Source organism: Pseudomonas sp. MF08875, assembly GCF_059862525.1.
The window spans coordinates 1-26,568 of the sequence record NZ_JCBCUW010000063.1; the positions used below are offsets into that span (position 1 = coordinate 1).

The 26,568-nt window shown below is 54.9% G+C and carries 17 protein-coding genes and 3 pseudogenes; 10 read left to right on the forward strand and 10 right to left on the reverse strand.

Going from position 1 to position 26,568, the window contains the following annotated elements; translation table 11 throughout:
• Window positions 1–118: 118 nt before the first annotated feature.
• From AC19YT_RS25280 to AC19YT_RS25295, 4 genes and pseudogenes are all read right to left on the reverse strand, one after another.
• A pseudogene (locus tag AC19YT_RS25280) lies at window positions 119–813 on the reverse strand (IS3 family transposase); the annotation flags it as partial.
• Between the two features lie 166 nt (window positions 814–979).
• Window positions 980–2,179, reverse strand: coding sequence for a D-alanyl-D-alanine carboxypeptidase family protein (locus AC19YT_RS25285; protein WP_498182180.1), 1,200 nt, complete (start codon window positions 2,177–2,179; stop codon window positions 980–982).
• A gap of 95 nt (window positions 2,180–2,274) precedes the next feature.
• Complete coding sequence (locus AC19YT_RS25290; RefSeq protein WP_170038707.1) at window positions 2,275–3,690, reverse strand: sensor histidine kinase; 1,416 nt, start codon at window positions 3,688–3,690, stop codon at window positions 2,275–2,277.
• Window positions 3,668–4,348, reverse strand: a complete 681-nt coding sequence (locus AC19YT_RS25295; protein WP_169992983.1) for a response regulator transcription factor — start codon at window positions 4,346–4,348, stop codon at window positions 3,668–3,670. Before AC19YT_RS25295 ends, AC19YT_RS25290 begins: the two co-directional genes overlap by 23 nt.
• A gap of 404 nt (window positions 4,349–4,752) precedes the next feature.
• Between AC19YT_RS25295 and AC19YT_RS25300 the strand changes: the two genes are divergently transcribed.
• Window positions 4,753–6,075: a chloride channel protein gene (locus AC19YT_RS25300; RefSeq protein WP_106118394.1), complete on the forward strand. Its 1,323-nt coding sequence runs from the start codon at window positions 4,753–4,755 to the stop codon at window positions 6,073–6,075.
• A gap of 6 nt (window positions 6,076–6,081) precedes the next feature.
• Here the strand turns inward: AC19YT_RS25300 and AC19YT_RS25305 are convergent, their stop codons facing one another.
• Both AC19YT_RS25305 and AC19YT_RS25310 read right to left on the reverse strand, forming a co-directional pair.
• On the reverse strand, window positions 6,082–7,359 hold the full coding sequence (locus tag AC19YT_RS25305) for a DUF2254 domain-containing protein (protein WP_106118393.1): 1,278 nt from the start codon (window positions 7,357–7,359) through the stop codon (window positions 6,082–6,084).
• A 106-nt stretch (window positions 7,360–7,465) separates the two neighbouring features.
• Window positions 7,466–8,719 (reverse strand): cation:proton antiporter, encoded by a 1,254-nt coding sequence (locus tag AC19YT_RS25310; protein ID WP_200659815.1) that lies wholly within the window; start codon window positions 8,717–8,719, stop codon window positions 7,466–7,468.
• 300 nt (window positions 8,720–9,019) lie between these two features.
• Here AC19YT_RS25310 and AC19YT_RS25315 point away from each other — a divergent pair, with 300 nt between their 5' ends.
• The 3 genes and pseudogenes from AC19YT_RS25315 to AC19YT_RS25325 form a co-directional block, all read left to right on the forward strand.
• Complete coding sequence (locus tag AC19YT_RS25315) at window positions 9,020–10,900, forward strand: DUF294 nucleotidyltransferase-like domain-containing protein (protein ID WP_106118391.1); 1,881 nt, start codon at window positions 9,020–9,022, stop codon at window positions 10,898–10,900.
• On the forward strand, window positions 10,897–11,619 hold the full coding sequence (locus tag AC19YT_RS25320) for a 3'-5' exonuclease (protein WP_106118390.1): 723 nt from the start codon (window positions 10,897–10,899) through the stop codon (window positions 11,617–11,619). Before AC19YT_RS25315 ends, AC19YT_RS25320 begins: the two co-directional genes overlap by 4 nt.
• A 48-nt stretch (window positions 11,620–11,667) precedes the next feature.
• Window positions 11,668–11,841 (forward strand): annotated as a pseudogene (locus AC19YT_RS25325) (helix-hairpin-helix domain-containing protein); the annotation flags it as partial.
• Window positions 11,842–11,898: 57 nt separating this feature from the next.
• Here AC19YT_RS25325 and AC19YT_RS25330 read toward each other — a convergent pair.
• From AC19YT_RS25330 to AC19YT_RS25340, 3 genes and pseudogenes are all read right to left on the reverse strand, one after another.
• Window positions 11,899–12,429 (reverse strand): annotated as a pseudogene (locus tag AC19YT_RS25330) (methyl-accepting chemotaxis protein); the annotation flags it as partial.
• A gap of 545 nt (window positions 12,430–12,974) precedes the next feature.
• Window positions 12,975–14,642 carry a BCCT family transporter gene (locus AC19YT_RS25335; RefSeq protein ID WP_106118388.1) on the reverse strand — a complete coding sequence of 556 codons (1,668 nt, stop codon included), beginning with the start codon at window positions 14,640–14,642 and terminating at the stop codon, window positions 12,975–12,977.
• A gap of 228 nt (window positions 14,643–14,870) precedes the next feature.
• Window positions 14,871–16,358 (reverse strand): SulP family inorganic anion transporter, encoded by a 1,488-nt coding sequence (locus tag AC19YT_RS25340; RefSeq protein WP_106118387.1) that lies wholly within the window; start codon window positions 16,356–16,358, stop codon window positions 14,871–14,873.
• Window positions 16,359–16,743: 385 nt separating this feature from the next.
• Between AC19YT_RS25340 and nhaA the strand changes: the two genes are divergently transcribed.
• Together nhaA and tssA are read left to right on the forward strand one after the other, a co-directional pair.
• The gene (gene nhaA / locus AC19YT_RS25345) at window positions 16,744–17,937 is read left to right on the forward strand and encodes a Na+/H+ antiporter NhaA (protein ID WP_106118386.1); all 1,194 of its coding nucleotides are present in this window, start codon (window positions 16,744–16,746) and stop codon (window positions 17,935–17,937) included.
• A 1,008-nt stretch (window positions 17,938–18,945) separates the two neighbouring features.
• On the forward strand, window positions 18,946–20,016 hold the full coding sequence (tssA, locus tag AC19YT_RS25350; protein WP_500611224.1) for a type VI secretion system protein TssA: 1,071 nt from the start codon (window positions 18,946–18,948) through the stop codon (window positions 20,014–20,016).
• A gap of 19 nt (window positions 20,017–20,035) precedes the next feature.
• Here tssA and AC19YT_RS25355 read toward each other — a convergent pair whose 3' ends face one another.
• Window positions 20,036–20,764 (reverse strand): hypothetical protein, encoded by a 729-nt coding sequence (locus AC19YT_RS25355; protein ID WP_500611225.1) that lies wholly within the window; start codon window positions 20,762–20,764, stop codon window positions 20,036–20,038.
• 477 nt (window positions 20,765–21,241) lie between these two features.
• Between AC19YT_RS25355 and AC19YT_RS25360 the strand changes: the two genes are divergently transcribed.
• From AC19YT_RS25360 to tssM, 4 genes are read left to right on the forward strand one after another with little or no spacing between them, the layout of a single operon-like run.
• Window positions 21,242–21,748 carry a M15 family metallopeptidase gene (locus tag AC19YT_RS25360; RefSeq protein ID WP_500611226.1) on the forward strand — a complete coding sequence of 169 codons (507 nt, stop codon included), beginning with the start codon at window positions 21,242–21,244 and terminating at the stop codon, window positions 21,746–21,748.
• 42 nt (window positions 21,749–21,790) lie between these two features.
• Window positions 21,791–22,051 (forward strand): PAAR domain-containing protein, encoded by a 261-nt coding sequence (locus tag AC19YT_RS25365; protein ID WP_095109841.1) that lies wholly within the window; start codon window positions 21,791–21,793, stop codon window positions 22,049–22,051.
• A 28-nt stretch (window positions 22,052–22,079) separates the two neighbouring features.
• On the forward strand, window positions 22,080–23,408 hold the full coding sequence (locus tag AC19YT_RS25370) for a hypothetical protein (RefSeq protein WP_500611227.1): 1,329 nt from the start codon (window positions 22,080–22,082) through the stop codon (window positions 23,406–23,408).
• A gap of 36 nt (window positions 23,409–23,444) precedes the next feature.
• Window positions 23,445–26,465, forward strand: a complete 3,021-nt coding sequence (gene tssM, locus AC19YT_RS25375; RefSeq protein ID WP_500611228.1) for a type VI secretion system membrane subunit TssM — start codon at window positions 23,445–23,447, stop codon at window positions 26,463–26,465.
• The last annotated feature ends 103 nt before the right edge of the window (window positions 26,466–26,568 follow it).

The following is a 26,568-nucleotide window of genomic DNA, read 5'->3' on the forward strand; positions in this document are numbered from 1 at the left end:
CACCACCGTCACAGTCGATGGGGTGTTTGGTTCCTCATCATGAGTTCCCAGTTCAACATTCCAGATAGACTCGTGGTTCATTTGAGCATCCATGCTCACCCTGAACTCCGGGCACACTGTAGGTGATATCGCCGCACCAGACTTGATTGGGCGCTGGCACGTCGAACTCGCGGTTCAATGTGTTCGGGATATCCAGTCTTTCTACTGTTGCTCGTTTGTAGGCATGGGAGCCGGGTTGTTTGCTGACTAAATCAAGCTCGCGCATCAAGCTACGCACTTTGAATCGACCGAGTTGCTCACCGTCTTCACGCATCAGCGACAGGATGCTGCGACTGCCCGCAGAGCTGCGACTTTGCGAGAACAACTCACTGACGCGACTACGCAATCGAAGTCGTTCAACATCGGGCGTGCGGCGCCGAAGGCGCTGGGCGTAGTAACACGAGCGAGTGACGTCAAACACCTTGCACAGCCAATCAACCGGCTCATGGGCGCTCAACTGGTCAATCAGCGCGAACGCTCGTGATCTTCCGACATCAAGAGCGCGGTAGCCTTTTTTAGTATTGATTTCTCTCGCTCAAGCCGAGCAATCCGGGCTTCCAGCTCCTGAATTTTTTGCTGTTCCGGAGTCAGTGCCTTGCTCTGCGGGGTGACGCCTTTATGTTCTTTCTGAATCTGGTCAACCCAGCGGCGCAATGCCGACTCACCAATGCCGAGTGAACGGCTGGCTTCGATGTAGCTGTAGTTTTGTTTGAGCACAAGGTAGGCAGCCTCGCGCTTGAACTCAGGAGTAAAGGAGCGGCGTTGTTTGTTCATCAGACACCTCTATCTGGCGAGCATTCTCGCCTAAATGGGTGTCCGGTTTCATTAGACCACTACAGTCCCTGTACAGCGTCATTGAGGGATGAATCGCCTTCGAAGAATTTTGAAAGCGCGAGCTCTTTGCGTAGATCATCGGAGTTCATGACCTTCTCCTCACTATTCACGTTATCTGACCCCCATCGAACCAACCGCGGATCGTCCGGGTAAAAAACAAATGCACGGTATCCCACCAACGTCGCCACCAATGACCTTGCTCCGCGTCCACAAGAACCACCAATGGCCGACTCCCCAGCTTATGCTCGGCGTCGAACAGGTCGAGTCTTCCGACGACCGTGCCTGCCGTGATAGGGGCTTCGATGGGGCCATCAAACGCCAGGTGCATCTCGACGTCACGATTTTTATTCTTGGGCAGCGTGAGGGTCATGTCTTCAAGCAAACCCACATTCACATAGGGTTGTATGCCTTTCCAGAGCGCCACCTGCGAGAGTACTTCGCCACCTTTCTTATAGGTTTGGGTGGCGTAGAAGCGAAAGCCGTAACCCATCAGTTTCTCTGTTTCTGCCGTACGCTTATGGGCGCTACTGGCGCCCAGAACTGCGCTGATCAAACGTTGCCCATCCCGCTGTGAGGAGGCGATCAAGCAGTAGCCCGCCGCCTCTGTGTGCCCGGTCTTCAAGCCGTCATAGGTGGAGTTACGCCATAAAAGCGCGTTGCGGTTGGATTGCTGAATGCCGTTCCAGGTGAAGGTTTTCTTGGCGTAAAGAGGGTAGTAGGTGGTCCCTTCGTTGATGACTTTTCGAGCCAGGGTCGCCATGTCACGTGCGGAAGAATAGTGCTCCGGGTCCGGTAGGCCGGTGGAGTTCATAAAGTGGGTGTTGAGCATTCCCAGTGTTGAAGCGGTTGAGTTCATCATCCCGACAAACCCGGCTTCGCTTCCAGCGATATGTTCGGCCAGCGCAACGCTCGCGTCATTGCCTGAGTCGATGATCACGCCGCTTAGCAAATCGTGAACCGAAGCAGAGCTGCCGGGCTTGAGAAACATCCGTGAGCCGCCTGTACGCCAGGCATTTTCGCTCACGACGACCTCATCATTTGCGCTTATCAGGCCAGACTTAAGCTCATGCGTCGTGATATACGCAGTCATTAACTTGGTCAGGCTGGCCGGTGGTAGGCGTGCATCACTGTTGTGGCTGGTAATGACCCTGTTCGTTTTCGCGTCTATGAGTATCCAGGCTTCGGCTCCCAGCTTCGGCGCAGCGGGGATCATTGTCCCCATGGTCGCGTTGGCAGCCAGAGCGGCATTCGCCCAAAGAAGCGGTGGTGTTACACAGAGCACGGTTAAGACACGCAGGAACAACAGATATCTCACAAGCAAAAGGCCTTGGGTCAGCAATATGTGCTGCCAAACTAGGCCTGGGCGCCGAGGCGCTCAAATTAACCAGTATTAAGTAAAATTTAATGTTCAGGTACAGATCGATCCGTGGCTTGACCGCTGAACATCGGGCAGTGAATCAATACGCGTGTTCCCCTGCCCGAGGCACCGGGGTGGATATCCAGTGTGTATCCGTGCAATTTCACTATGGCGGCGACTAACGACAGGCCTAGGCCGTGGCCTGGGTTTATCTGGCTTCCCTCGCCGCGATAGAGCCGGCGAATGACATGCGTACGGTCCGCTTCAGGGATGCCGGTACCATCGTCCACTACTTCAATAATGACAGTTGAGTCCTTGATGCTCCCCCGCAATTCGATATGGCCGCCCTCCGGGGTAAATTTAATGGCGTTATCGAGCAGATTGACCAGCGCTTCGAACAGTAACGAAGAGTCGCCATACACCTGGGGACAATCGCTGGGAATGTCCAGCGAAAGCGTTTGGGCGCGGTCCAGTGCCATCGGTTCGTAAAACTCATGCGCCTGTTTCAACAACGTCATGATCGGGAAGGGCGCAAAGGCAGAGCGGCGACGAATATCCTCAAGCTCAGCGACCCGCAGCAGTCCTTGAAAGCGCACCATGATCGACTCGCTCTCCTCAAACGCCTGATTCAAGGTCTGCTTATGTTCTAGGGCCAGCGGTAACTGCTGGAGCTGATAGAGCCGTGCGCGTAAGCGTGTCAAGGGTGTGCGCAAATCATGGGCAATACCGTCGCAGACGCTTTTCACCTCATGCATCAACTGCTCTATGTGATCAAGCATCGTATTGACGGCGTTGGCCAGCATATCCAGTTCATCGCGGCGTGCTGACAACGGCAAACGCTCAGCCAAGTTGCCCGAAACGATACTTTTGGTACACAGCTGCAGGCGTTTGACACGACGCAATGGGCGACGTCGCAGTAAGCGCCAGCCAATCAAACCGGGGATAAGTGTTAATGACAACCCCCACATCAGGGCCTGCTCAATAATGCCACCCACGGCGGAAATCGACCCGCCGTCACGTGCCAAAATCAGGATATGTCCGTCAGGGCGCCGTGCCAGCAAGGCATAGCTGCTTCGGGTTTCGGTGCTGGGTAACGCAATGCTCAGGCCGCGCTCAAGGTAGTGAACCTGGCCGTCGTCGGGTAGGTTGGAGCGCAGTTTCAGCAGGTCGCCGGCGACATGGGTGCCATCGGGTCCAAATAAACCGTAGGCGTCGATCCCGGGGGTCGAGTAAGCCTCACTCGCCGCCAACTCAGCAAGCAGGTTCGAGTCGTCGACCTTTTGATAATAGTGGGCGCGTTGCAACAACGTACGCTCGGCAACCGTGCCCAGATAGTGGGAGATTTCCCAGTACAGTACACCGGTAAAGAGTGCTCCCCACGCCACGAAGAACACCGCGTAAAACCCGATCAATCGACTACCGGACGAGCGCCATTCCTCATTTTTTGGTAGCGAGGACATAGCCGGCACCGCGTATTGTATGGATCACAGGTGAATCTTTGTCGCTTTCCAGCTTTTTACGCAGTCGTCCGATGTGCACATCAATGATGTTTGTCCCGGGATCGAAGTGATAGCCCCAGACGCCTTCAAACAGCATGGTACGAGTGACCAGTTGGCCGGCACTGCGCATCAGGAAGTTGAGCAGTTTGAACTCGGTGGGCAGCAACTGGATGTCTTCGTCATTGCGCGTCAGCTTGTGCTCCACCAAGTCCAGTCGCAGGTTGCCGCAACTGAGGTGTGGGTTGCTGGGGTCTGCGGCGGTGCGTCTGAGCAATGCGTCAAGGCGCGCGATCATCTCGACGGCCGAAAAGGGCTTGGTCAGGTAGTCATCGCCGCCCGCACGAAGTCCCAGAACGCGCTCATCCACGTCCGAAAGAGCGCTGATCATTAGGACCGGTGTCTGAATCCCGAGACTGCGCAAGGTGCTGACAATCGTCAGCCCGTCAAAGTCCGGCAACATGCGATCCAGCGTAATCGCGTCGTAGCCGCCTGCAATCGCCAAGGCCAGTCCGTCGCGTCCAGTGGCAGCCCACTTTGAGCTGAAACCGTGGCGTTGGAGTTCAGCGACAATGATTTCGGCCGTCACCTGATCATCTTCAATGACCAACGCATTACTCATAATTTCCTCCATTCGTGCGTGTTTTTCAGCGCTCCCGACTCAATGCCGACATCCAGTGCAAGCGAACCTTATTGCTCCAAGTTGCGCGCGAATACTAACTATTTCTTAACCCACCTTAACCCGGTCATCTCGCCTGCACAGATATATTCGTAATAACAGCCGAACGAGCTGACTGACATGAGGGTAAATAGTGACACCCTATCTGGCTTTCTTCTTGCTGACATTCGCCTTGGTATACGCCCACACAAATTGGCTTACTCACAAAACAAAATCGACGTGGTGGGGCTCCTGAGCCGGGAGTGAATAGCTATAGTTATCTGGTCACTCCCGGTTGGACGTGACCGTTTAACCCGTTAATCTTGTTTTTGCATTTTATTGAACCTCAACAACGGGAATCCGCTCGGGTGATCAAACCGATATTGCTGATACGTCGTCGCTTTGCCTCGATCCGATGGCGTACTCGGGTGACACTCTGGGTCGCTGCTACCCTCGCAGGTTTGCTGGTAGTGATGTTCGCCCGGTTGGCTGACCTGGCGCTGATGCAGTTCGCTCAACAGGCCGTCGCCCGGCCGTGGCTGCCGTTTATCTACACGCCGCTGATCGGCATGTTTGTGGTGTGGATGACCTCGCGTTTTTTTACAGGGGCTCAAGGTAGCGGTATTCCCCAGGTGATCGCGGCTACGCGGTTGGCCCACCAAGGCAAGCCCGTGAATAAGTTGGTATCGTTGCGTCTGGCCTTCGCCAAGATAGGGCTCGGTACTCTGGCCCTGACCGGTGGTTTTTCAGCGGGGCGTGAAGGCCCTTCGGTGCAAGTCGCCGCCTCGATCATGCATTTCTTTCACCGTTACCTGCCCAACGCACGCATCATTCGCCCAGAAGACCTCATCCTGGCCGGTGGTGCGGCGGGTATTGCTGCTGCCTTTAACACGCCCTTGGCCGGTGTGGCCTTTGCGGTGGAGGAGCTGGGGCGCAAGTTGGAAACCCGCACCAGCGGGGTGTTGCTCAGCACGATCATTTTGTCGGGTATGGTCGCGATAGCCTTGCAGGGCAACTACAACTATTTCGGGCACTTCGACGTACAAGAGGCCAATTTCGATATCGTTCTTCCGATACTGGCGATTGGTATTGGCTGTGGTGTTATGGGGGGATTGTTCAGTCGGATGCTCCTATGGCCACAGCGGTATCGCAGTTTTGTCGTCTGGGAATGGCGCCGCCTGCATCCAGTCTGGTTCGCAGGTGGCTGCGGCATGATCGTGGCGATTCTCGGTTGGCTCAGCGGTGGGATGTCCTTTGGCAGCGGTTACGGGATCACCTCCCAGATCATCGTGTCCGATGTTGGTTTGCCGTGGCACGCGCCGATTACGCGTTTTCTTGCGACCGTTGTGACTTATTTTTCCGGCATACCGGGCGGTATTTTTGCCCCCTCTTTGGCGGTAGGCGCCGCTGTCGGTGCCAATGTCGCTGAATACTTCGCCTTGGCGGCACAGCCCATCATTGCACTGTGCATGGTGGGGTTTCTGGCAGCAGTCACGCAATCGCCAATCACCTCTGCAATCATCGTGATGGAGATGATCGACAGCCATGGCATGGTTATTAGTCTGATGGCTGTTGCACTGATTGCCAAAGCAGTCAGTGCCAGGATGGGCCCCGAGCTCTATCAGCAGTTGGCGCGTGGCTTTCTGCAATCGGACGGCAGTGGCGCCGCCGCGCAAAAAGCCAACACGTAGATTGGGTCAGTGTAGCAGCGGTCGCGCCGCTGCTCTGAGCTTGTGCCGGTCCTCTTCGAGTACAAGTGCAGTGTTCGCGTGCTTGAGCAGCAGTTCTGCGTGCCGGGTACAGGCACCCCTGAACATCGCCGGGTTTATCTGTGCCAGGCTTACAAGGGCCTTCATCATGCGCAGGTCGACTTCCACTAGACCCGCGCCATCTCTGGCAATCGGTGCGAAGAAGTCATCGAACAGGTCATCCACGGTTAAACCGCGCAGGTAAACGTGCTGGCAGTCAGCGTCGATTTTCGCAGCGGGTTCTTTAGGTGTACCCCAACATGTCAGGCTTCTGACGCCGCGCCCAATGACGTCAATGGCGGTGCCGGGGTCATTGACGGCCGGCGACAAGGCGCGGGAGGCGATCTCCGACAACACTGACAAGCCGAACCGGGGATCGTGTTCGAACGTTCGACGCACGCCGATAGCCAGGGTAGCAATGATTTTTTCGTTGCTCGACGCCAGTTCCTCCCCGCGTGCCTTGCTTAAGCTAACGGTTCTTGCGAGCGGCATGCCGATATGCACAAAGCTTCCCGGCAAGACGTCCATAAATATCTGTATCTCGTCTGTGTTGGCGATCACGCCTAACGCCTGAACGTCAATGTGCTGGACGTACCCCGTGTGGAGGCTTGTGATGATCAGCGCAGAACTGGGGATCACTGACTCGCAAGGGTAGGCGGCTGCCCCCAAATGCGGCCATTGGACTCGATTGTTAATGGCATCAATGGCTGCTTGCTCGACACGGTCAATAGTTTCTCCCACCCGCCCAAGCTTGGACAAATGATCGATCCAGCGCAGCAGCGTGTAGACAATCAGAATGACCACGACAATGGTTACCGCGAATAGCAAAACCCTCCCTTGTGTACCGTAGGCGCCGGTACTCAGCGCAATGATCCCCACCAGGCTGAACAGGAATGAGCCAATAAAGGTGGCCAGGGCATTTTGTGTCGTGGTGTCTTCCATCACCAGTGTAGTGGCGCGGGGTGTCACGCCGCTGCTCGCTGCACCGTAGGCGGTGACCATGGTGCTTAACGAAAAGGTCGTCACCGCGAGCATGCTTGAGGCAATGATGCCTAAAATCTTATCGACGGCGTCGGCACCGATGCGGGCGGGCAACGATTCGGGAATGTAGTCCTTGAAGACAACGGCGAGTAACGCGGTGGCAATACCCAGCAAGGAAAACAGACTCGCCCTGAACCACAGCCGTTTGGTCAATTGGTGCAAAACCCAGCGCCAGCGTGCGAGCATTTTTATACCTCCTGCAAATAACGCGATGGGACCCATCGCACGGATTCAGGGAAACGAAGGCGGTGAGTTAATTATCCTTAATGGAGTCTGTCGTCTGGTCAAGGGTTCATCCAGCGTCTTTGTTTGCAGCACACGGAATGACTCTCTTGACCAATTTACCGATCGACATGCCTTGGATCAGGATAGAAAAAACGACCACTAGATACGTCAGGGAAACCACGATATCGCGAGCCGCGCCTGGGGGCAGCGACAACGCCAATGCCACCGATATCCCGCCCCGCAGGCCGCCCCAGGTCATCACACTCCAGGCACCTTCCGGTAGGCGGAAGCGTTTACCCAATACCGCAATGGGAACCCCTACAGTCAACAATCGTGATAACAACGTCAGCAATATGACCAGCAGGCCAGTGGTGAGCAATGGGTTAGAGAACTGGATCAAAACGACTTCCAACCCGATCAATACAAACAGCACTGCGTTGAGTATTTCATCGATCAGTTCCCAGAACATGTCCAGGTTTTTTTCAGTCTGCTCGGACATGGCATGGGAGCGCCCTTGGTTACCCACAATCAGTCCCATCACCACCATCGCCAATGGGCCGGAAACATGGAACTGAGTGGCGAGTGCATAGGCGCCGAGAACAGCGGCCAAGGTGATGAGCACTTCCTCCTGATAGCTATCGATACTCTTGAGCATTCTGTAAGTGATATAGCCCACGCAGGCGCCTAACAGAGCACCGCCTCCGGCTTCCTTGAGTAACAGATGCGATGCACCGATAACCGACGGTGTCTGCCCGCTGGCGATCATTGCGACGATCAGCGAAAACAGCACGACACTCACGCCGTCGTTGAACAGTGACTCACCGGAAATGACCAGTTCCACGCTATGGGGCGCGCCGGCAGATTTCAGAATACCCATCACGGCGATGGGGTCGGTGGGGGAGATCAGCGCGCCAAACACCAGGCAATAAGACAACGGTAGCTGCAGTTCTGTGAGGGACAACAACGCCCAGAGCCCGAAGCCGATGAACAATGTTGAGAGCGTTGTCCCTACTACCGCCAAGGATGCAACCTGCCATTTGTAGGCCCGCAGCTCCGATAGGTCCACATGCAACGCCCCAGCAAAGAGCAGCAATGACAACATGCCTTGCATCAGCAGTTCGGAAAAGTCGATGGACTCCACCAGCGACTGCTCAAGGGTATGCAAGGCATGAAAGCCCAGCGCATCGAATGCCATATTCAATAGTGACAGGCCCAAGGCAATGCCCATCACACCGATGGCGGATGGCAGGCCGACGTAGCGCCGATTGAGATAGGCAAGTACTGCCGTGATGCAAAGGAAGATTGCAATAATGTCCAGCATTGACCCGCTCCAATAAAACAGGATGAGGAAAGCACCCTCGGCAATGCAGATCGCAAATGCTTCTGACCGTTCAGAAATAACCGCCATCAGCGCTGTGCATTCAGTGAATGCCGCGCCTGCCGGGATTATAAATATGACGGCCCGCCGTTACGCAGCAGTTGTTGCCACTCATAGCGTAGATCAGACGTGGCGCTTGATCCTCGTATCGGGATGTGATGTGGTGGGCGACACAGAAAGGCCACTGCCCTTTGCGATGTAGGGCGCTCGTAACTTTAATTCTTTTCAGCATTTCGAGGTTTCATGCAAATCGAGTTACAGGAGATCAGCGACCACCTCTATCGTTTTGCTCCATTTGATACGCTGCCAAAGGAATCGGTAGACGCCATCGCTCGGCGGGTAGAAGTGAGTTATTTCAAGGCCGGCAGCGACATCCTTGAAGCGGGCGCGATCATTCATGACTTGCACTATGTGCGTAGCGGTGCGGTGGAGATTTACCGGCGCAATGGCGAGCTCTACAACCGACTTGTCGAAGGCGACCTCTTCGGTCAGGCCGGTTTGTTGCGCAGTAACAAGGTGCGTTTTCCCGCCCGGGCCTTGGAAGATAGCCTGATCTATTACATACCCGCCGACGTGTTCGCTGACCTTTGCGCGCAGCATGATGCTTTCGCCGACTTCGTTGAAGCTGAGGGGCACTCCAGGCTCAAGACTGCCGTTGAGGCGCAGGGGCGTGCCAGTGAGCTTATTCAGCTCAAATGCCGAGGCCTTATCTCTCGGCCCTTGGTGTGGGTCACGTCGGATACCTGCGTCGGCGACGCGGCAAAAATCATGACAGAACAAAGCGTTTCTTGCGTTCTAGTGATGTCATCAGCGGGCTTGCAGGCGGCTGAAATCCAAGGGATCGTGACGGATCGGGACCTTCGCACACGTGTTGTCGCGGCCGGCCGAAACGCTGACGAAACGGCTGCCCGAGACATCATGACGGCCGAGCCGGTAACGATAGGCGCAGACGACTCAGTGTTTGAAGCGATGCTGGTGATGTTGCGCCGTAATATTCACCATCTGCCGGTGGTCCATCATGGCCATCCGATTGGGCTGATCAACCTGTCGGATATCATCCGCTACGAGTCACACAGCAGTTTGTATCTGGTAAACAGAATTTCTAACCAGACTTCGGTCGACGGCCTTAAATCGCTTTTGCGTGACCTGCGCGGAACCTACATTCGCATGGTGCGTGACGGCGCGACGGCGCACATGATTGGTAGCGCGATTTCCGGTATTGGCCGGGCCTTTACCCAGCGTTTGCTGGAGCTCGCAGAGAAAAAACTGGGGCCGCCTCCGGTGCCTTACTGCTTTATGGTGTTGGGTTCCATGGCGCGTGATGAGCAGTTGTTGGTGACGGACCAGGATAATGCTCTGGTGCTCGACGACCGCTTCGATCCAATCCAGCACGATGCTTACTTCCGAGCGTTGGCGACGTTTGTGAGTGATGGCCTGGCCGCATGCGGTTACAGCTATTGCAAAGGCGGAATCATGGCGACGAACGATCAGTGGCGTCAGCCGTTGAAGGTATGGCGAAGTTATTTTGATCAGTGGATCGAAAAGCCAAACCCCAAGACGTTGCTCAATAGTTGTATTTTTTTCGATCTGGATGGTGTGTTTGGCGAGCTCGAGCTTGTTCAGGAACTGAAAGTTCTGTGTGCTCGAAAATCCAGCGCACATCCTGTTTTTCTAAGTGCCATGGCTCGAATTGCCCTTAACCGGACGCCGCCATTGGGCTTTTTCCGGACCTTTGTGGTTGAGACAGACGGACAGCACAAACGGATCATCAACCTGAAGGGGCGAGGTACCGCACCGCTGACAGACCTGATCCGCATCCACGCGCTCGCGTGTGGCAGTACCGCGCAGAATTCATTTGATCGTATGGACGCCATCGCGAACAGCAACGTCATTCCGCCTGAAGCATTAAAGCAACTCCGATACGCGCTGGAGTTCCTGTCGATGGTGCGAATTCGACATCAGGTTGACGCACTGGAGCAGGGAGCGGCGCTCAATAATTATGTCGAGCCGGAACGCTTTTCCAACAGTGAACGACATAATCTCAAAGAGGCGTTTCAGGTCTTGAGTAATGGCCAGAATTTCTTGCGCTTCCGTTATCCGTCAAAGGGTCGCCTGTCGTCATGAAACACGTGAAAGCGCAGCCCAATCATAAAGTGCTGGAGTGGTCTTCCAGGTTCGAGACCCTGGCAGACAATGCCGTTAACAGCCGCTTGCGACAGTTCTATCAAGCCGGCGCGGTCTCGGCACAGACCTCCATTGACAGCTTGCAACTGCTGGCCATGGACGTGGAAACCACCGGCCTTGATGCACAGGCTGACAGTATTGTGAGCATCGGGGTAATGCCGTTCACGCTGCAGCGCATTTATTGTGGGAATTCGCTTTACTGGGTGATAAAACCAGCGTCCGAGTTGAATGAAAAGTCGGTGACGTTTCATCACATAACCCATGCTGAAATTTCAGATGCTCCCACCTTTGAGCAGGTGCTGGCCCCATTGCTGGAGGCCATGGCAGGCAAGGTGATGGTCGTCCATTATCGGAATATTGAGCGAGCCTTTTTGGATCAGGCAGTGCGTAGGCATTTAGGGGAGGGGTTTGAATTCCCGGTCATTGATACGATGCAACTGGAAGCCCGACTACATCGGCAAAAACGTGGATGGTTCGCCCGACTTATGGAGCGCTCACAACCGTCCATAAGGCTGGCGGATAGCCGGGCGCGCCTTGGTCTTCCGGCTTATCACGCTCACCATGCATTAACCGATGCCCTGGCAACCGCAGAACTGTTGCAGGCGCAGGTAGCGACTTATTACTCAGCGTCAACGCCTGTTGGCGAGTTATGGAACTGAGTCACCGCTTGATAGTGAAACGTTAGCGCCTGTCCGACCGATATTCCTGTAGGCATTGACTCACTAGCGGTCAGTATGGTGAATGCTTGTGACATCCTGGCTCAGGCATCGGCCGTAACCGGATCAATGTGCGGGAGGAATAGCCCGCAAGCGCGGGCTGCCATTACCTCGGCCATTGAGCTTTCAAAAGACTTCCGGTCAAGCACTCAGCGTGTCTCATGATCCGTTTGAGAGCCCTCATCGCGCCAGGTACACATCGCGTGTACTGCGTCATTTTTTTCAAACAACGAAGCGATTCACCATCTTATTAAGATCAACCGCCAGCTTTGACATTTCCCCGCATGCGCTGGCTGTTTGACTGGCGCCTGCAGAACTTTGCACGGCAAGCTCTCGAATGCTGACGAGATTACGATCAACTTCTCGGGCAACATGGGCCTGTTCTTCAGACGCAGTTGCGATCAACATATTTCGCTCATTAATCTGCGTAATGGCCTTGGCGATCTGATCCAGTGAACTGCTGGCCTCCTGTGCCACATCGAGGGATTGGGTTGCTAGCTCTTTGCTTTTACTCATGGCTTCGACTGCTTCAGCTGAATCGCTCTGCATTGCGGAGATCATCTGTTCGATCTCTTGAGTGGAAGACTGCGTTCTGTGCGCCAACGCCCTGACCTCGTCAGCAACGACTGCAAAGCCGCGGCCTTGCTCACCAGCCCTGGCAGCTTCAATCGCTGCGTTCAACGCCAGAAGGTTAGTTTGCTCTGCGATTGCACGAATCACTTCGACGACTTTGTTGATGCTTTGAGCCCGCTGTGACAAAACCTGAATCTTGTCACTCGTGGCTTCAACATTGCCGCTGAGTTTTTGAATCGACTTCAACGTTTGAGAGACTCGCTCTAAACCGGTCTCAGTAAAGCCCTGGGTGCGACGCGACTCTTCCGAGGCCGACTCCGCATTACGGGCCACCTCATCAACCGCCGCACTCATCTCAGTTACCGCAGTGGCAGCTTGGTTGACCGAGCTTCCTGACTGCGAAGGAATGATCTAGGTATCTAGACTATCGACCTGACGTTAATAAACTTAATCAGGCCTCTCGCTTTTAACTGCTCTGCTAAGTCGCCTGCGCGCATCCGGTGATGCATTTGCTGATATCCAGTGCGACAGTGCTTTTCTACGTTTGAGTTTCTAATATGGAACTCTGCTGGAAACCGGAACGTGAACGGTCATGCAGGCATGTACCAAATTCTTACGGAGAGGGTTTTTTCGTCGTAAATGTCGGCCGCTCAGGCTGACGCCATCGCTCCAGGCGATGGCGTCAGGGGTTGTTTGCTGTGCGCTGACAGCGAAAGCCCGATTCGCTAACGAGGCTCCGACATCAGTCCTTTCACCAGCGATACACACCCGAGCATCAGAACGATTGCGAAAGGTAAACCTGTGGATACTGCCATTGCCTGCAGTGCCACCAGCCCCCCACCCAACAGAAGGGCAATCGCAATCACGCCCTCGATGACTGCCCAGAACACTCGTTGAGGCACAGGCGCATCCACCTTGCCGCCGGCGGTGATCGTGTCGATTACCAAGGAGCCTGAGTCCGAGGAGGTAATAAAAAACACAATGACCAGAACGATGCCCAGGAAGGAGGTGATCTCTTTAAGCGGGAGCTCTCCCAGCATGGCGAACAACTTCAGCTCCAGCACAGCGTCCTTGACGCCCACCAGGCCCTGTAAGGTCGTTTGGTCAATGGCCGTTCCGCCGAACGTTGTCATCCACAGCACAGACACCACTGAGGGAACGAGCAAGACCGAGATCAGAAACTCTCTGACAGTTCGACCACGACTGACGCGCGCGATAAACATGCCTACAAACGGCGACCAACTGATCCACCACGCCCAGTAGAAGGCCGTCCAGCCTTGGGTGAATTGGGTGTCAGTGCGGCCGAATGGATTTGACAGTGCCGGCAGGTATTCAACATACGTCACCAGGTTCTTGAAGAACCCTGTGAAGATGGCCAAGGTCGGTCCCACTACGATGATAAACACCAGTAAGAGCAATGCGAGTCCCATATTGATCTGGGAAAGCATTTTGACGCCCTTGTCCAAACCGGAAAGGACTGACCACAGCGCGATCAAGGTAATGCCAACGATCAGCACGACTTTACTGAGATTCGTCGATTGTATCCCGAAGAGATATTCAATCCCCGCGGCAGCCTGTTCTGCACCAATGCCCAGAGAGGTTGCCAACCCGAATAGCGTGGCGAATACCGCCAGGATATCGATGATATGCCCCGGCCAGCCCCAAACGCGCTCACCCAACAGTGGATAGAAAATCGAGCGTATCGAAAGCGGTAAGCCCTTGTTGTAAGAAAACAACGCCAGGGACAACGCCACAATCGCATAGATCGCCCAGGGATGAAGTCCCCAGTGAAAGATCGTAGCGGCCATTGCCAAGTCGGCGGATGCTTTCATATCGCCTGCTGCACCGCCCAACGGCGCCCAGTCCGTACGCACGCCGTTCGCATCGACTGTCACGCCTCCCATGGACGCCGCGTAATGCGACATGGGTTCGGCGACGCCATAAAACATCAAGCCAATGCCCATGCCCGCGGCAAACAGCATTGAAAACCATCCGACGTAGGAGTGGTCTGGTTTGGCATCTCTGCCGCCCAAACGCACCTTTCCCAACGGGGAGAAAATCAACGCAATGCACAGCACCACAAAAACGTTCGCAATGCTCATGAAGAGCCAGGCGAGGTGACTAGTCAACCAGTTCCGGATGGCGCTGAAGAGGGGTTCTACTTCATTCTGCAGTGCCAATGTCAAAATCACGAACAGTAAAATTGTGGCGGCTGAAATGATAAATACTTTGCCGTGGATATCGAGCGAGAACGAAAACTCTCCTTTGATATTGTCTTGACCGATGACGTAGTCAGTGTCGATCAGGTTGGCAGCTCCACTAGGAGCAGGAATACCGTCCTCACTGGGGACGTGAGGGGTGTTAGGCCGATCATCCGTAGGCTTTTCAACCATGAGAATCTCCTTGTTGTTGGCGCGTTTTAACGCGCAGTTGTCATTATCCCCGCTGTTCCTATGGTAAAACGAGATGTAAGCGCCTTTATCCTAACAAGCTTTGAGAACAAACCCGGCAAAACCTGCCGGTTGAATAGCCCTTCGATCGAATATGCCACCGTCACATGACGTCTTTTTGGGCTGCAATCTATTCGATTGAGTGCAATGAACAGGTTTGGGCGGGCCAGATTAATGCCCCATCAACTTATTTATGCCATCGGGTTTGTCGTGAACGCCAAAGCGATCCACGATCGTGGACGTAGCTTGGTTCATCCCGATAACATCTACGTGAACCCCTTCTCGGCGCAGCTTCAGCACTACCTTGTCGAGCGCAGCGACTGAAGTAATATCCCAAAAGTGGGCCTCTCGAAGATCGATGGTCAGGGTCTCCAGTCGTTCCTTAAGATCGAACGAATGAGTGAACCTGTCTGCTGAGCCAAAAAACACCTGGCCTGTGACGTAGTAAGTGCGATGGGCATGTGCGGGGTCATGCTGAGAAGTGACCTCCAGGTAATGTCCGATCTTGTTGGCGAAGAACATGGCGGCCAGCAAGGTGCCTGCGACAACGCCGTAGGCCAGGTTATGGGTCGCGACGACCACGACCACCGTGACCAGCATCACGATGTTCGTTGAGAGCGGATAGTCTTTGAGATTGCGGATGGAGTCCCAACTGAAGGTGCTGATGGAGACCATGATCATCACGGCGACCAACGCGGCCATCGGTATGCGGGCGAGCCAGTCGCCCATGAAGATCATCATGATCAGCAGTGAAACGCCTGCACTCAGCGTAGACAAGCGGGTTCGTCCGCCAGATTTAACGTTGATCATCGACTGCCCGATCATCGCGCAGCCTGCCATGCCGCCAATGAGGCTGCTGGTGATGTTGGCGATGCCCTGGCCTTTGCATTCACGATTCTTGTCGCTGCTCGTGTCTGTCAGGTCGTCGACGATGGTTGCCGTCATCATCGACTCCAGCAAACCGACCACTGCCAGCGCGGCAGAGTACGGCAGTACGATCATCAGTGTTTCAAGGTTTAGTGGCACGCTTGGCCACAAGAATATCGGCAGACTATCAGGCAGCGAGCCCATGTCGCCCACCGTATGTATATTCAGGCCCATGTAGATCGAAATCGCAGTCAGCACGATGATGCATACGAGCGGCGAGGGGAGCAGTTTTCCTACGCCCGGCAGCCTTGGGAACAGGTAAATAATCGCCAGTCCGCCAGCAGTCATTGCGTAAACGGGCCAGGTTACCCCGGTGAGTTCTGGCAGCTGCGCCATGAAAATCAGGATCGCCAAGGCGTTAACGAATCCTGTGACGACTGATCGCGATACGAAGCGCATCAGCTCGCCCAGCCGCAGATAGCCCGCGATTATTTGAAGTACGCCGCACGTCAGCGAGGCGGCGAGGAGGTACTGAAGGCCATGATCCTTGACCAGGTTGACCATGAGCAATGCCATGGCGCCGGTGGCCGCCGAGATCATCGCCGCACGCCCCCCAACAAACGAGATCACAGTGCAGATACAGAAAGAGGCATAAAGGCCAACCTTGGGGTCGACGCCGGCAATAATAGAAAAGGCAATAGCCTCTGGAATAAGCGCCAGTGCAACAACGAGGCCCGCGAGGACATCGGCTCGGATATTTGACAGCCAAGCAACTTTGATCTTTTCAAACATTTATTTACCCATGGCAGGCACCACATCCCGCGCAGCGGTTAGCACTGAGCCGTGTGTGCTTGTGTCTTCAATTGAGTTGTGGAATGGCCGCGGCCAAAAAAGCAGGCGCAGCAAAGTACGACCGCAGCTAGGAGGCGGTCAGGGGCGTGCGAGGGGGCGGAGCGCTATGGCGGCGTAGGCAGCCAGTTCGAGCGTGGCAAGGTAAGTCCTTCGGCGTATCGTATACAGACCACGGGATATTAACCGGCCGTAGCGCACTCGTACAACCGATAGGCGGTCTTGCAGGAACCTATCATGTAGAATATGCCGCGGGTGTCACCGCAAAACGCGGGAGGGCAGGTTTAATTCAGCGCAGGTCGGGCCGCCGCGCGGAGTGACTGCGCCTATGAGCTTGAAATCCTCACGTCCGGATAAAACCCACGGCCATCGTGAATCTCCCGCCACGCGTGCTTTTTTCTCCCGTTTCCTGGCCGCGGAATCAGCGGGTGGCCTTATACTCATGGCCGCTGCTTTGATAGCACTCCTGGTTGCTAACTCTCCGTTGGCAGACATTTACTTCTCGTCACTGCATGTAAAAGTCGTTGGCCTCTCGATTGAGCACTGGATCAATGATGGCCTGATGGCGGTCTTTTTCATGCTGGTGGGGTTGGAGATCAAGCGCGAAATGTTGGTCGGCCAGTTATCGAGCTGGGGCCAGCGCGCTCTTCCAGGATTCGCCGCGTTAGGCGGTATGCTTGTACCTGCTTTGATTTATATTGCGGTCAACTGGGGTAACGCCGAAACCTTGGGAGGGTGGGCTATTCCGGCTGCGACCGATATTGCGTTTGCCTTGGGCGTACTGTCGCTGCTAGGTAAACGTGTGCCCATCTCGTTGAAAATCTTTCTGTCTGCGCTTGCGATTCTTGATGACCTAGGTGCCGTGCTCATCATCGCTCTGTTTTACACCAGCGGCTTGTCGGTCAGTATGTTGCTGGCCTCACTGGGCGTTATTGTGTTCCTGGTGATGCTCAACCGATTCGGTGTGACCCGGCTCTGGCCTTACCTGATAGCGGGCGGTCTGCTGTGGTTCTTTATGCTTCAGTCTGGTATCCACGCGACCTTGGCCGGTGTCATTCTCGCACTGTGCATTCCGATGCGGGCGGCGAGCAGCGAGCGCAAATCACCGCTCATCCACCTGGAAGGAAAGCTGCATCCGTGGGTCGCTTTCGCTGTTGTGCCCATTTTCGGTTTTGCCAATGCTGGAGTGTCTCTTGCCGGTATCTCTCCCAATAACCTGATCGACCCGGTACCTCTGGGGGTAACGCTTGGGCTATTGCTAGGCAAGCAAATTGGTGTGTTTGGTTTGGGTGCGCTGGCGATTCGCGCAGGGCTGGCCAAGCTGCCTGAGCAATGTAATTGGTCTCAGCTGTACGGTGTAGCGCTGCTGTGCGGCATTGGTTTCACAATGAGCCTGTTCATCGGGGCGCTCGCCTTCCCGGATAACCCGCATTTGGTCGATGAGGTGAAAGTTGGAGTGCTTATGGGCTCTATTCTTTCCGCTGTCCTCGGTGTTGCTGTTCTTTTGAAGGTTAAACATTAATCCTGAGCTCATCTATCCGTTGATAGCTGCATGGGGGGGGATGAGCATCCAGTAGCGCCTACGGGTTCAGGCATCATGAATGCTGCTGTTCGATCAATTTTTTGGCCTTGAGATGCTCCGAAAACAAGTCCAGAATTAAGTACTTTCCTGCTTGAGAAAGAAATGAAACCCCTTAGATTTCAATAGGTCGGACACCAGATGCGAGTCTCGTTTCCCGCTCCAAATACAGATCTTCAGAAGTCCATCGGATTCTGGATGTCAGAAAAATAGACGCTTCGGCGTCTTTTTTCGTTTCTGCGGAAAGCTGCTGAGTTCGAGGGCAATCCGGTACGTTCAAGTATTTTTAAGTACCGCCTAGCGAACAGGCTCGAATTCTTATTGCTGCTGAATCTCCTCAGCTCGCCAGATGAGCGTCAGGTGTTGACTCTCTCGCAGGCGCTCACCATGCCTCTTTCAAAACTCACTTGCGGGTAAAACCTGCAGCGTCAGCGGCGTTGATGGCCTGTCACTGATGGTTACCACGGTCGCCAATAAACGATCATTGTTTCGGTGCTACTGGGGAAAGAGGCCGGCAGCGCATGTCCTTTGGTGCCTTTCTCGAAGTCAGCCTGAAACAAGTGCGTGAACGCCGCGACATGGCGAGTGAGCTCATTTTCCAGAGCATGAATGCCTGTGCGTTGGAATCTTCAGTGTCTTGAGGCTGAAGCCGAATTCAAATAAACCTTCCTTGCGGTGTATAGGGCTTAATAGTCGGATCAATGCTCAGCGTGAGTGGATCTGGTGTTGATACAGGCGAGTACAGGTGAGTGTGGCTGATAATAATCGCTGCAGTTGTGCTCATCGGCGTTGATATCCACGTAGTGTGCTGCCCCCTACCGTTGAACGAAAATTTGTAGCGCAGGCTTGTCTGGCGGAAAAAACACGGTAATGATTATCGCGCGTAGTTTCTGACTGGGTAAAGTCTGATCGCTCACATAAATATATTGCATCGTTGGTAGAGGGCGTTTTGTGTCTAATCTTGAAATTTTATTGCGCCCAATAAGTGGCCTGCATCACTCCGGGAAAGATCTTACATATTCATCTGAATTTGATGACATACAAAAACTTCGTGAGTTTGATGATCCAACTTTAGAGCAGGGTGAGTGGGTTGCTGATCTTAAAGTTGCCAATTGGCCGGAAGTGGTTAAGCGGTGTTCGAAACTGTTACGAGAGGACAGTAAGGATCTGCGCGTTGCGGGTTGGTTGACGGAGGGCTGGGTATACACTCAGGGTTTTGCAGGGTTGGCCCAGGGTTACAACCTGATTGCAGGTTTAGTTGAGCATTACTGGGATGACCTATTCCCCGCCATCGAGGATGGAGATGTTGAGCAGCGGGTCGGTTGTCTGGCATGGGTGCTCAAGCAGAGTCTACGTTGGGTGTCGTCGATCCCTGTGGTGGACGATGGTGTGCGGCCCTACACGCTCTCTGACTATGCTATGGCGCATCAACGATCTGGGGGTGCTCGTCTCGGGGATTTAGAGCATGTAACGCTAGAGCAATCGGAGCGTGTCAGGGCTGCAACACCGGTAGAGTTCTATCGTCATCAGTGGCTAGCGATTCAGGAGGCGGTCGCTGCGCTAAGCAGTCTGGAACACCAAGCGCAGGCGCGTCTAGGCGATCAGGCGCCAAGATTTGCTTCAGTCCGAGAGGCGCTGGACGCTGCTCTCAGCAGTATTCAGCGATTTGCCAAAGACGCGGGTGTGGATGTGCGTGGAGGGGATGAGTCGGAAGTTTCATTGCCTATGCAGCATTCTGGGCAGTTGCTGCCCCATCGCGCAGTGCCGTCGGTAACCGATGTCCCTGCTGCGGCGTCGGGTATTGCTTCGCGTGAGGAAGCGCTAAATCGGCTGCGCGAGGTGGCAAATTACTTCCGTCGGGCTGAGCCCCACAGTCCTGTCGCGTACATGGCAAACCAAGCAGCTGATTGGGGGGAGATGCCCCTGCATGAGTGGCTTAAGGTTGTGCTAAAAAATGACGCCGCACTCGTTCATCTGGAGCAGGTGTTGGGTGTGGCAAAGGTCGCCGAAAGTGGCGGCTGACCTTTGGGCTTGCGGGTAGTCAAGGTAAGGGACACAAGCTCATCGAGCCCGGAAGGTCGGCGCAAATACGCTGACGACAGTCAATACCCGCTTCGGTGTTGGCTGCCGGGCAGGCTTTGACACGGTCCTGCAGGGCTTTGCGCGCAGGCGGGGGTAGGTCGTTGTCCGGGCTTTCGATATAGCGCATCAGAGCGATCAGTACGTCTACATCGCTGGAGCGAGATGGGGAAGATGCGCTGTGGGCTGAACGTGCGGTAGGCGCAGGAGGGTAAGGTTTGATGGCCTGAATGACTGGTGTTTTACTGGGTGTTGGATGTACGGAAGCGCTGATGAGGTTCGCGTGCTGCTCTGTACGGGGTTCGTTAAAAATCTGGGCGGACTCACCGATCATTGGTGGCGGCGTTTGCTCGCTCATAGCGTTGCTGGCGGTGTGAGCCTCTGCGGGGGCTTCGCTGACTTCTTGAGGTGACGAATCGAACACCCATGCCATGCTGGTTACGAGTGTCAGCGCAACGATGCTCAGCCACGTGTATAGCGTCTTCCTTGAGCTGATACTGGGCTGGGCTGCGTTGTTAACTGGGCGGACATCGGGAGTGTTGTTGTCTTGAGTATCCGCTAACAAGCTGGGCGCTTTTGAATGTGCGTTACTTGATGTCACGGCATGTAATTCCGGTATTTGGCGGCTGTTTTGCCAGTGAGGTGGCGTGCGCTTATTTTGCTGGGTGGAAAGTTTGGTGAGGCGACGCAAAATAGTGCCAGGGATTTAGGCGCAGCTCTATTTAATTTTCAATGCTGTCATTTTGATGGTGCGGCGGTTCGAAGTCGTAGTTTGACGCTTGCTCTGTATTTTTTTCTGAGGTGGGTTGTATACTTCATGCTATTGCTCGTGGTTTTTTGTTTGGCTGCAAGTGCGATTACTTGCTTGTGGTGGTTGTTGTTTCCTGAACGTGCATCTACACACTTGAAGGAGCTGGTTTTTTTCCTAAAGAGATGTAGGAAATTTCTTTTTGTTAGTGTTGGAAGTTCAGTTTCTGTTTCGAACAGCAGTATCGTTCGCCTTGGGTTTAATTTTAGGCGCTGGCTATTGCCGCTCGTTCATTACCGGCGCCTCCTATGGCTAATGCTTTTCTTGTTGCTGTTGCCACCTGCATTGGTTTTCTACTTGCGTGGGACGGTGGAGCTCGAAGGGTATGGCAGTGATGTTCATCGTGGGGAGACGCCTAGCTTGATTGCAGAGCTGTTGCGTGGTGAGCGGCTGGTTCCGCCCCGTGCGTTGCCGCCGCAGGTGTTCACTTCCCGCGAGGTCGAGCGAATTAGGCCACGCACCGGCGCGGCAGACAGGTCATGGGACAAGATGGACGCCGACTTCGTCCAGCGCTTGCTGGTGGTTTACAAAGTGATGCTGGAGCGCCATGGGTACGAAATGGTGTTGCTTGAAGGCTACCGCAGTCCGGAACGTCAAGACGTTCTTGGCCTCTTGCCAGGAACCACCAATGCCAAGGCCTGGCAGAGTTACCACCAGTATGGTCTGGCTGCGGACAGTGCGTTTTTGAGAGAAGGGAAGTTGGTGATTACCGAAAAAGACCCTTGGGCATTGCGCGGATATGAGTTGTACGGGCAGGTAGCCGAAGAGCTGGGCTTGACCTGGGGTGGCCGCTGGAAACTGTTGGATTTCGGGCATGTGGAACTGCGCACTGCCGGTCGTGGGCCGTCGGCCAGATCTATGCCTTAACCCTGAGCAAATGCAGTGCTTGGACCTACATGGAGAGCGAAGATGACGCGACCGTTGATTGTAAAAGGGGATATGACAAGCCACGGCGGAGTGGTGATGGAGGCCAGTGACGATTCGACGATCAACGACAAGGGCATTGCCCGCGTAGGCGATCTGGTGGTTTGTCCTGTCCATGGCCCAACGGTGATTACCACTGGCGATGGTGACTATGAAGTGGATGACAAAGCGTCGGCCCGGCATGGTGATATCACCTCCTGTGGAGCCGTGTTGATTGCAGGCCAATCCACAACGTACCGGCCGTAAGTGTAAGGGCGAGCAGGAATGGAATGTGATGTTTAGGAGAATCCTTGGCTACAAAGCGCTGTGGGTGGTATTGGTCTTTGCCGGTAGTGGGGGGGTTACCCTGTGGTCTTGGCGTGACCATTATCGTCTGCCGACGGCGCAAGACATCGTCACCCACTTTTTGGTAATACCCGCGGCGCTGTGTTTGGGATATTGGGGGGTGCACCAGGGTGTTGAGTGGCTGAAGCGCCGCCGACAGCCGGAGCTTGCGGAGAATTTGGCTGATGTGGAGCCGATGCTGGCTGCTGAACACGTCATGCCAATTCAGATACGGGATTGGAGCCTGTATTTGCCTCTTGGCGATGCGCCCGCCGGGGTTATCAAAGCGTTGAAAGCGCGTGACCGACCGGCTCCTCACCCCACGCTGAAAGATTCAAGCGGGTTCCCACGTCGTATTGCCTGGTTTGATGTCTTGAGCACTGAGGATTTCATTGAATCAGAGCAAGACGATCCTCTACCCATCGATGTCCGACGCGCATTACTGCTGGCTTCAGAGGCTCTGGAGCCTTTGCTGATGCGTCACTTGGAGCGCGAACTTCTCGAAGCGAGCGAGCCTCAAAGCCCCTTGCCTGTGCATGTCCTTGTTCCTACTCGCTGGTCGACCGATATCCAAACAACGGCGCACCAATGGTTGGTATCAGCCCTTACGCCGCTCTCCAAGTGGGGGCTGGAATGTCTCGTGATTATTCACGCTACGAACGACACTCGGCAGGTATTGAGTTTTCTCGAACAGTTACGCCATACCGAGAGTTTGGACACGAAGTCCCGTCTACAGGTCGTGCTCGCCAGTGATTCGTTCATTCAAGATGAAGAGCTGCTTGAGGCGCTGCCGGAGGTCTGCGGAGAGGGGGCATGCGCGCTGCTGCTCGCGTTTGGGCTTCCGGCGGCCACAGAACCAGCTGCAATTGTTCATCCGTTTCGCAGCGAACAGCGAGCGCAATCGGCCGACTTGCCCGGGCAGGTGCGAGCCGCAACCCTCAAACAATTACTTGAGGAATACAGCTCGGACCTTTCACCGATCAGCGCAGTGATCGCTGATGCGGATCAGCGTGCCTCTCGGCAAACCGAACTCTTGGCGGCTTTGCACGCAACGCTTCCCGAGTTGGACCCTATCGGTGAGTGCCTGAGTTTGCCGATTTGCTGTGGGGATATGGGCGCAGTGACAACACTGGCTTCATTGGCGTTGGCCGCTTCAAACAGTGTCGAGACGCAGCAGGAAACCTTGCTGGTGTCGGTGCAGGATCCCTTTTGGCGAGCGGTCTGCCGGGTTCAGCCCTCGCCGCTGCCGGTTCCAATACCTCTTCAGGACCTCGCATGAATTTGCGCATCACGTTAGCCCCGGGACTTGTTCACCATGATTAACCGCCTCTCTGCTTTTTTCTCCAACTCTCGTGTGCTCGCTGTTGTCGGGCTATTGATCGTCGCAGGCTTGCTCTTTCTTAATGCTGCCACGTTGAAAAAAGTGCTTCTTGCGCTCCTTGTGTTGGCGCTTGTTGCATTAGGGGGCGCTTGGTTGTGGCGGCGAATCTTGGCTAAGAAGTCGGCTGCGGCACTGCATCAGATGGTAGCCGGTGCAGAGGGTGATGCTCCAGAGTTGCGCCAACGGCTGGAAGAGGCGCTCCACGCGATCAAATCCTCGCGACTTGGACGACTTAGAGGGTCAGAGGCTTTGTATGAGTTGCCGTGGCTGATGGTGATAGGCAACCCCGCCGCGGGTAAAAGCACGGCAGTCCTGAACTCCGGGTTGACCTTTCCTTTCAATGATGAAAAAGGCTCTGCGCTGCAGGGTATCGGAGGTACGCGCAATTGCGATTGGTACTTCACCACCGAAGGAATCCTGTTGGATACCGCCGGACGCTATTCGGTGCAGGACGCAGACCGAGGGGAGTGGTTGTCTTTCCTGAGTTTGCTGCGCAAACACCGCCCACGTGCGCCGATTAACGGCATCATCATCGCAGCCAGTGTTGCCGAGTTGACCGGAAATTCGCCGGAGTTTGCGATTGATTTGGCCAAAAAACTGCGCCTACGTATTCAAGAGCTGACCGAGCGCCTGGAAGTGGTTGCTCCGGTGTACGTAGTGTTTACCAAGGTCGACTTGATCAATGGGTTTAATGATTTCTTCCAGATGCTGGAGCCTCAGGAACGAGAAAAAGTCTGGGGTGCCACCTTTGCTTTCAATTCCCAAACAGGTCCAGAGGCCGGCAGCCAGTTTGACCAGCACTTTGATGAGTTGTGTGACGGGCTCAAAGAGATGAGTCTGGCGCAGATGGCGCTTAACCGCGAGGGTGCCCAGGCGCCGGGGCTGTTGACCTTGCCGCTGGAATTCAGAGGCATCAAGGCCAGCCTGAGCACGTTCTTGATGGCACTGTTCGAGGAAAATCCCTATCAGTACAGGCCGGTATTTCGAGGCTTTTACTTCACCAGTGCCGTCCAGGAAGTTGCCAGCGTTTGCGGTATGTCCGAAGAAATTGCTCGGCGCTTTGGTCTGAGCGCGGTGCAACAATCAAATTTGCCAAATGAAGAAAAGCAGTTGTCCCGCCGCAGCTATTTCCTTCTGGATTTGTTCCGCAAGGTGGTGTTCGCCGATCGCCAGTTGGTGCGCCAGTACTCCAGTCGTTCGCGAACTCGAAAACGCTCTGTAGCGTTTCTCGGCACGGCGCTGTTGCTCGGCGGTAGTCTGGCGGGTTGGACGTGGTCCTACACTAGCAATCAACAGTTAGTGAGCAACGTCCAAGCTGATTTACGGAAGGCCCAGGACGTTCAGAAGGACCGCATTGACCTGCAGTCGCGCCTTGAGGCATTACAGATGATTCAAGACCGACTGAGCCAGTTGCAAAAGTACCGTGACGATCATCCCTTGACGCTAGGGCTGGGCCTCTATCAGGGGGCTGCACTTGAAGCCAAATTGCGTCATGAGTATTTCCAGGGGATGCAGCAGGTGATGCTGACGCCGGTGGCGCAGCAATTGGAATCCTACCTGCGCGAGGTCAGTGCGAAATCTGCTGCGCTGAAGCCAGCAAAATCGACGGCACCCGTCAGCGTAACCCCTGTCGGGGTATACCAGCCTCCATCGCCGAGCAATGTCCAGGATGCTTATAACGCCCTGAAAGCTTATTTGATGCTGGGCAATGCCGAACGTGTTGAACCCGCACACTTGAGTGACCAGCTAACCCGTTTCTGGCGGCTTTGGCTGGAAGACAATCGAGGTGGTATGGACCGGGAAGACATGGCGCGCCGTGCCGAACGATTAATGAGCTTCTATATCCGTCAATCCAATGCGGCCGACTGGCCCGTACTGGACACCAAGGTCACGTTGACCGATGACTCTCGTCGTACTCTCAGTGGGGTGATGCAAGGGCTGCCAGCACGAGACAGAGTCTATGCAGAGCTTAAAGCCAGGGCTGCAACACGCTATCCGAGTGTGACCGTTGCGGGGTTGCTGGGGGAGGGTGACAAGATATTTGCTGGGAGTTATGCCATTTCTGGCGCCTTCTCTCGAGAGGCGTGGGAGGGCTATGTGAAGCAAGCCATTCGCGACGCTTCCCATAAGGAGCTAACCACCACCGACTGGGTGCTGCAGAGCGCCCGCGCGGATGACTTGACGTTGTCCGGTAGTCCAGAGCATATCCAAAAAGAGCTGGAGCAGTTGTATACCCAGGAATACATCGCAGAATGGAGAAAATTTCTGCAAGGCATCACTGTGGCCAGCTTTTCCAGCTTCAGTGATGCGCGGACGGCGATGAACCAGTTGGGTGACCCGCAAAACTCGCCTATGCGCAAGCTGATGGAGGCAATCTACCGGCAAACATCTTGGGACAACCCCTCGCTGATTAATGAGGGCCTCAAAACGGCCAAGGGTGGATTGTTGAGTTGGTTCTCCAAGGCCCCTGCCGGAGCGCAGGCGTTGGCGCCCGGTAATGCCGGAGAAATTCCGGTCGGGCCCGTCGGTCTTGAATTTTCCGGAATTGCCCGGCTGATGGTGGCCCGCGACAGCGCGCCTTCACTGCTGCAAAGTTACCTGGAAAACCTATCCGGCATTCGTACGCGTTTGAATGCCATCCAGACTCAGGGTGACCCTGGGCCAGGTGCCCGAGAGTTGATGGTGCAGACTCTGGATGCGAGCGCTACCTCTGAATTATCAGCTGGGCTTAGGCTAGTCGATGAGCAGTTGCTGTCCAGCATGGAAGATGGCCAGCGCCGGACGTTACGACCGCTGTTGTTATGGCCGATGATTCAAACATTTGGCGCACTGATTCCACCGACTCACAACGAAATCAACAAAGTCTGGAAAGCTCAGGTCCATGAGCCTTTCCAGCAAACGTTAGCGGGCAAGTACCCCTTTGCCCCTGCCGTGTTGGCGCTGATTGAAAACTGACCCACCCTGCCGATTGAAAATTGACCCAGGGCGGATTGCTGATTTTGGCATCAGCAATTGTGGATAAGCTTAGCAGTCGTGTCCCGGTGGAAGAGGCATTAAA

Coding starts and splice junctions, on each gene's coding strand:
- AC19YT_RS25320 (WP_106118390.1), top strand. CDS start 10,897: ATGAAACACGTGAAAGCGCAGCCCAATCATAAAGTGCTGGAGTGGTCT.
- AC19YT_RS25315 (WP_106118391.1), top strand. CDS start 9,020: ATGCAAATCGAGTTACAGGAGATCAGCGACCACCTCTATCGTTTTGCT.
- AC19YT_RS25365 (WP_095109841.1), top strand. CDS start 21,791: ATGACGCGACCGTTGATTGTAAAAGGGGATATGACAAGCCACGGCGGA.
- AC19YT_RS25370 (WP_500611227.1), top strand. CDS start 22,080: ATGTTTAGGAGAATCCTTGGCTACAAAGCGCTGTGGGTGGTATTGGTC.
- tssM (WP_500611228.1), top strand. CDS start 23,445: ATGATTAACCGCCTCTCTGCTTTTTTCTCCAACTCTCGTGTGCTCGCT.
- AC19YT_RS25305 (WP_106118393.1), bottom strand. CDS start 7,359: ATGCTCGCACGCTGGCGCTGGGTTTTGCACCAATTGACCAAACGGCTG.
- AC19YT_RS25290 (WP_170038707.1), bottom strand. CDS start 3,690: ATGTCCTCGCTACCAAAAAATGAGGAATGGCGCTCGTCCGGTAGTCGA.
- AC19YT_RS25295 (WP_169992983.1), bottom strand. CDS start 4,348: ATGAGTAATGCGTTGGTCATTGAAGATGATCAGGTGACGGCCGAAATC.
- AC19YT_RS25340 (WP_106118387.1), bottom strand. CDS start 16,358: ATGTTTGAAAAGATCAAAGTTGCTTGGCTGTCAAATATCCGAGCCGAT.
- AC19YT_RS25310 (WP_200659815.1), bottom strand. CDS start 8,719: ATGCTGGACATTATTGCAATCTTCCTTTGCATCACGGCAGTACTTGCC.
- AC19YT_RS25335 (WP_106118388.1), bottom strand. CDS start 14,642: ATGGTTGAAAAGCCTACGGATGATCGGCCTAACACCCCTCACGTCCCC.
- nhaA (WP_106118386.1), top strand. CDS start 16,744: ATGAGCTTGAAATCCTCACGTCCGGATAAAACCCACGGCCATCGTGAA.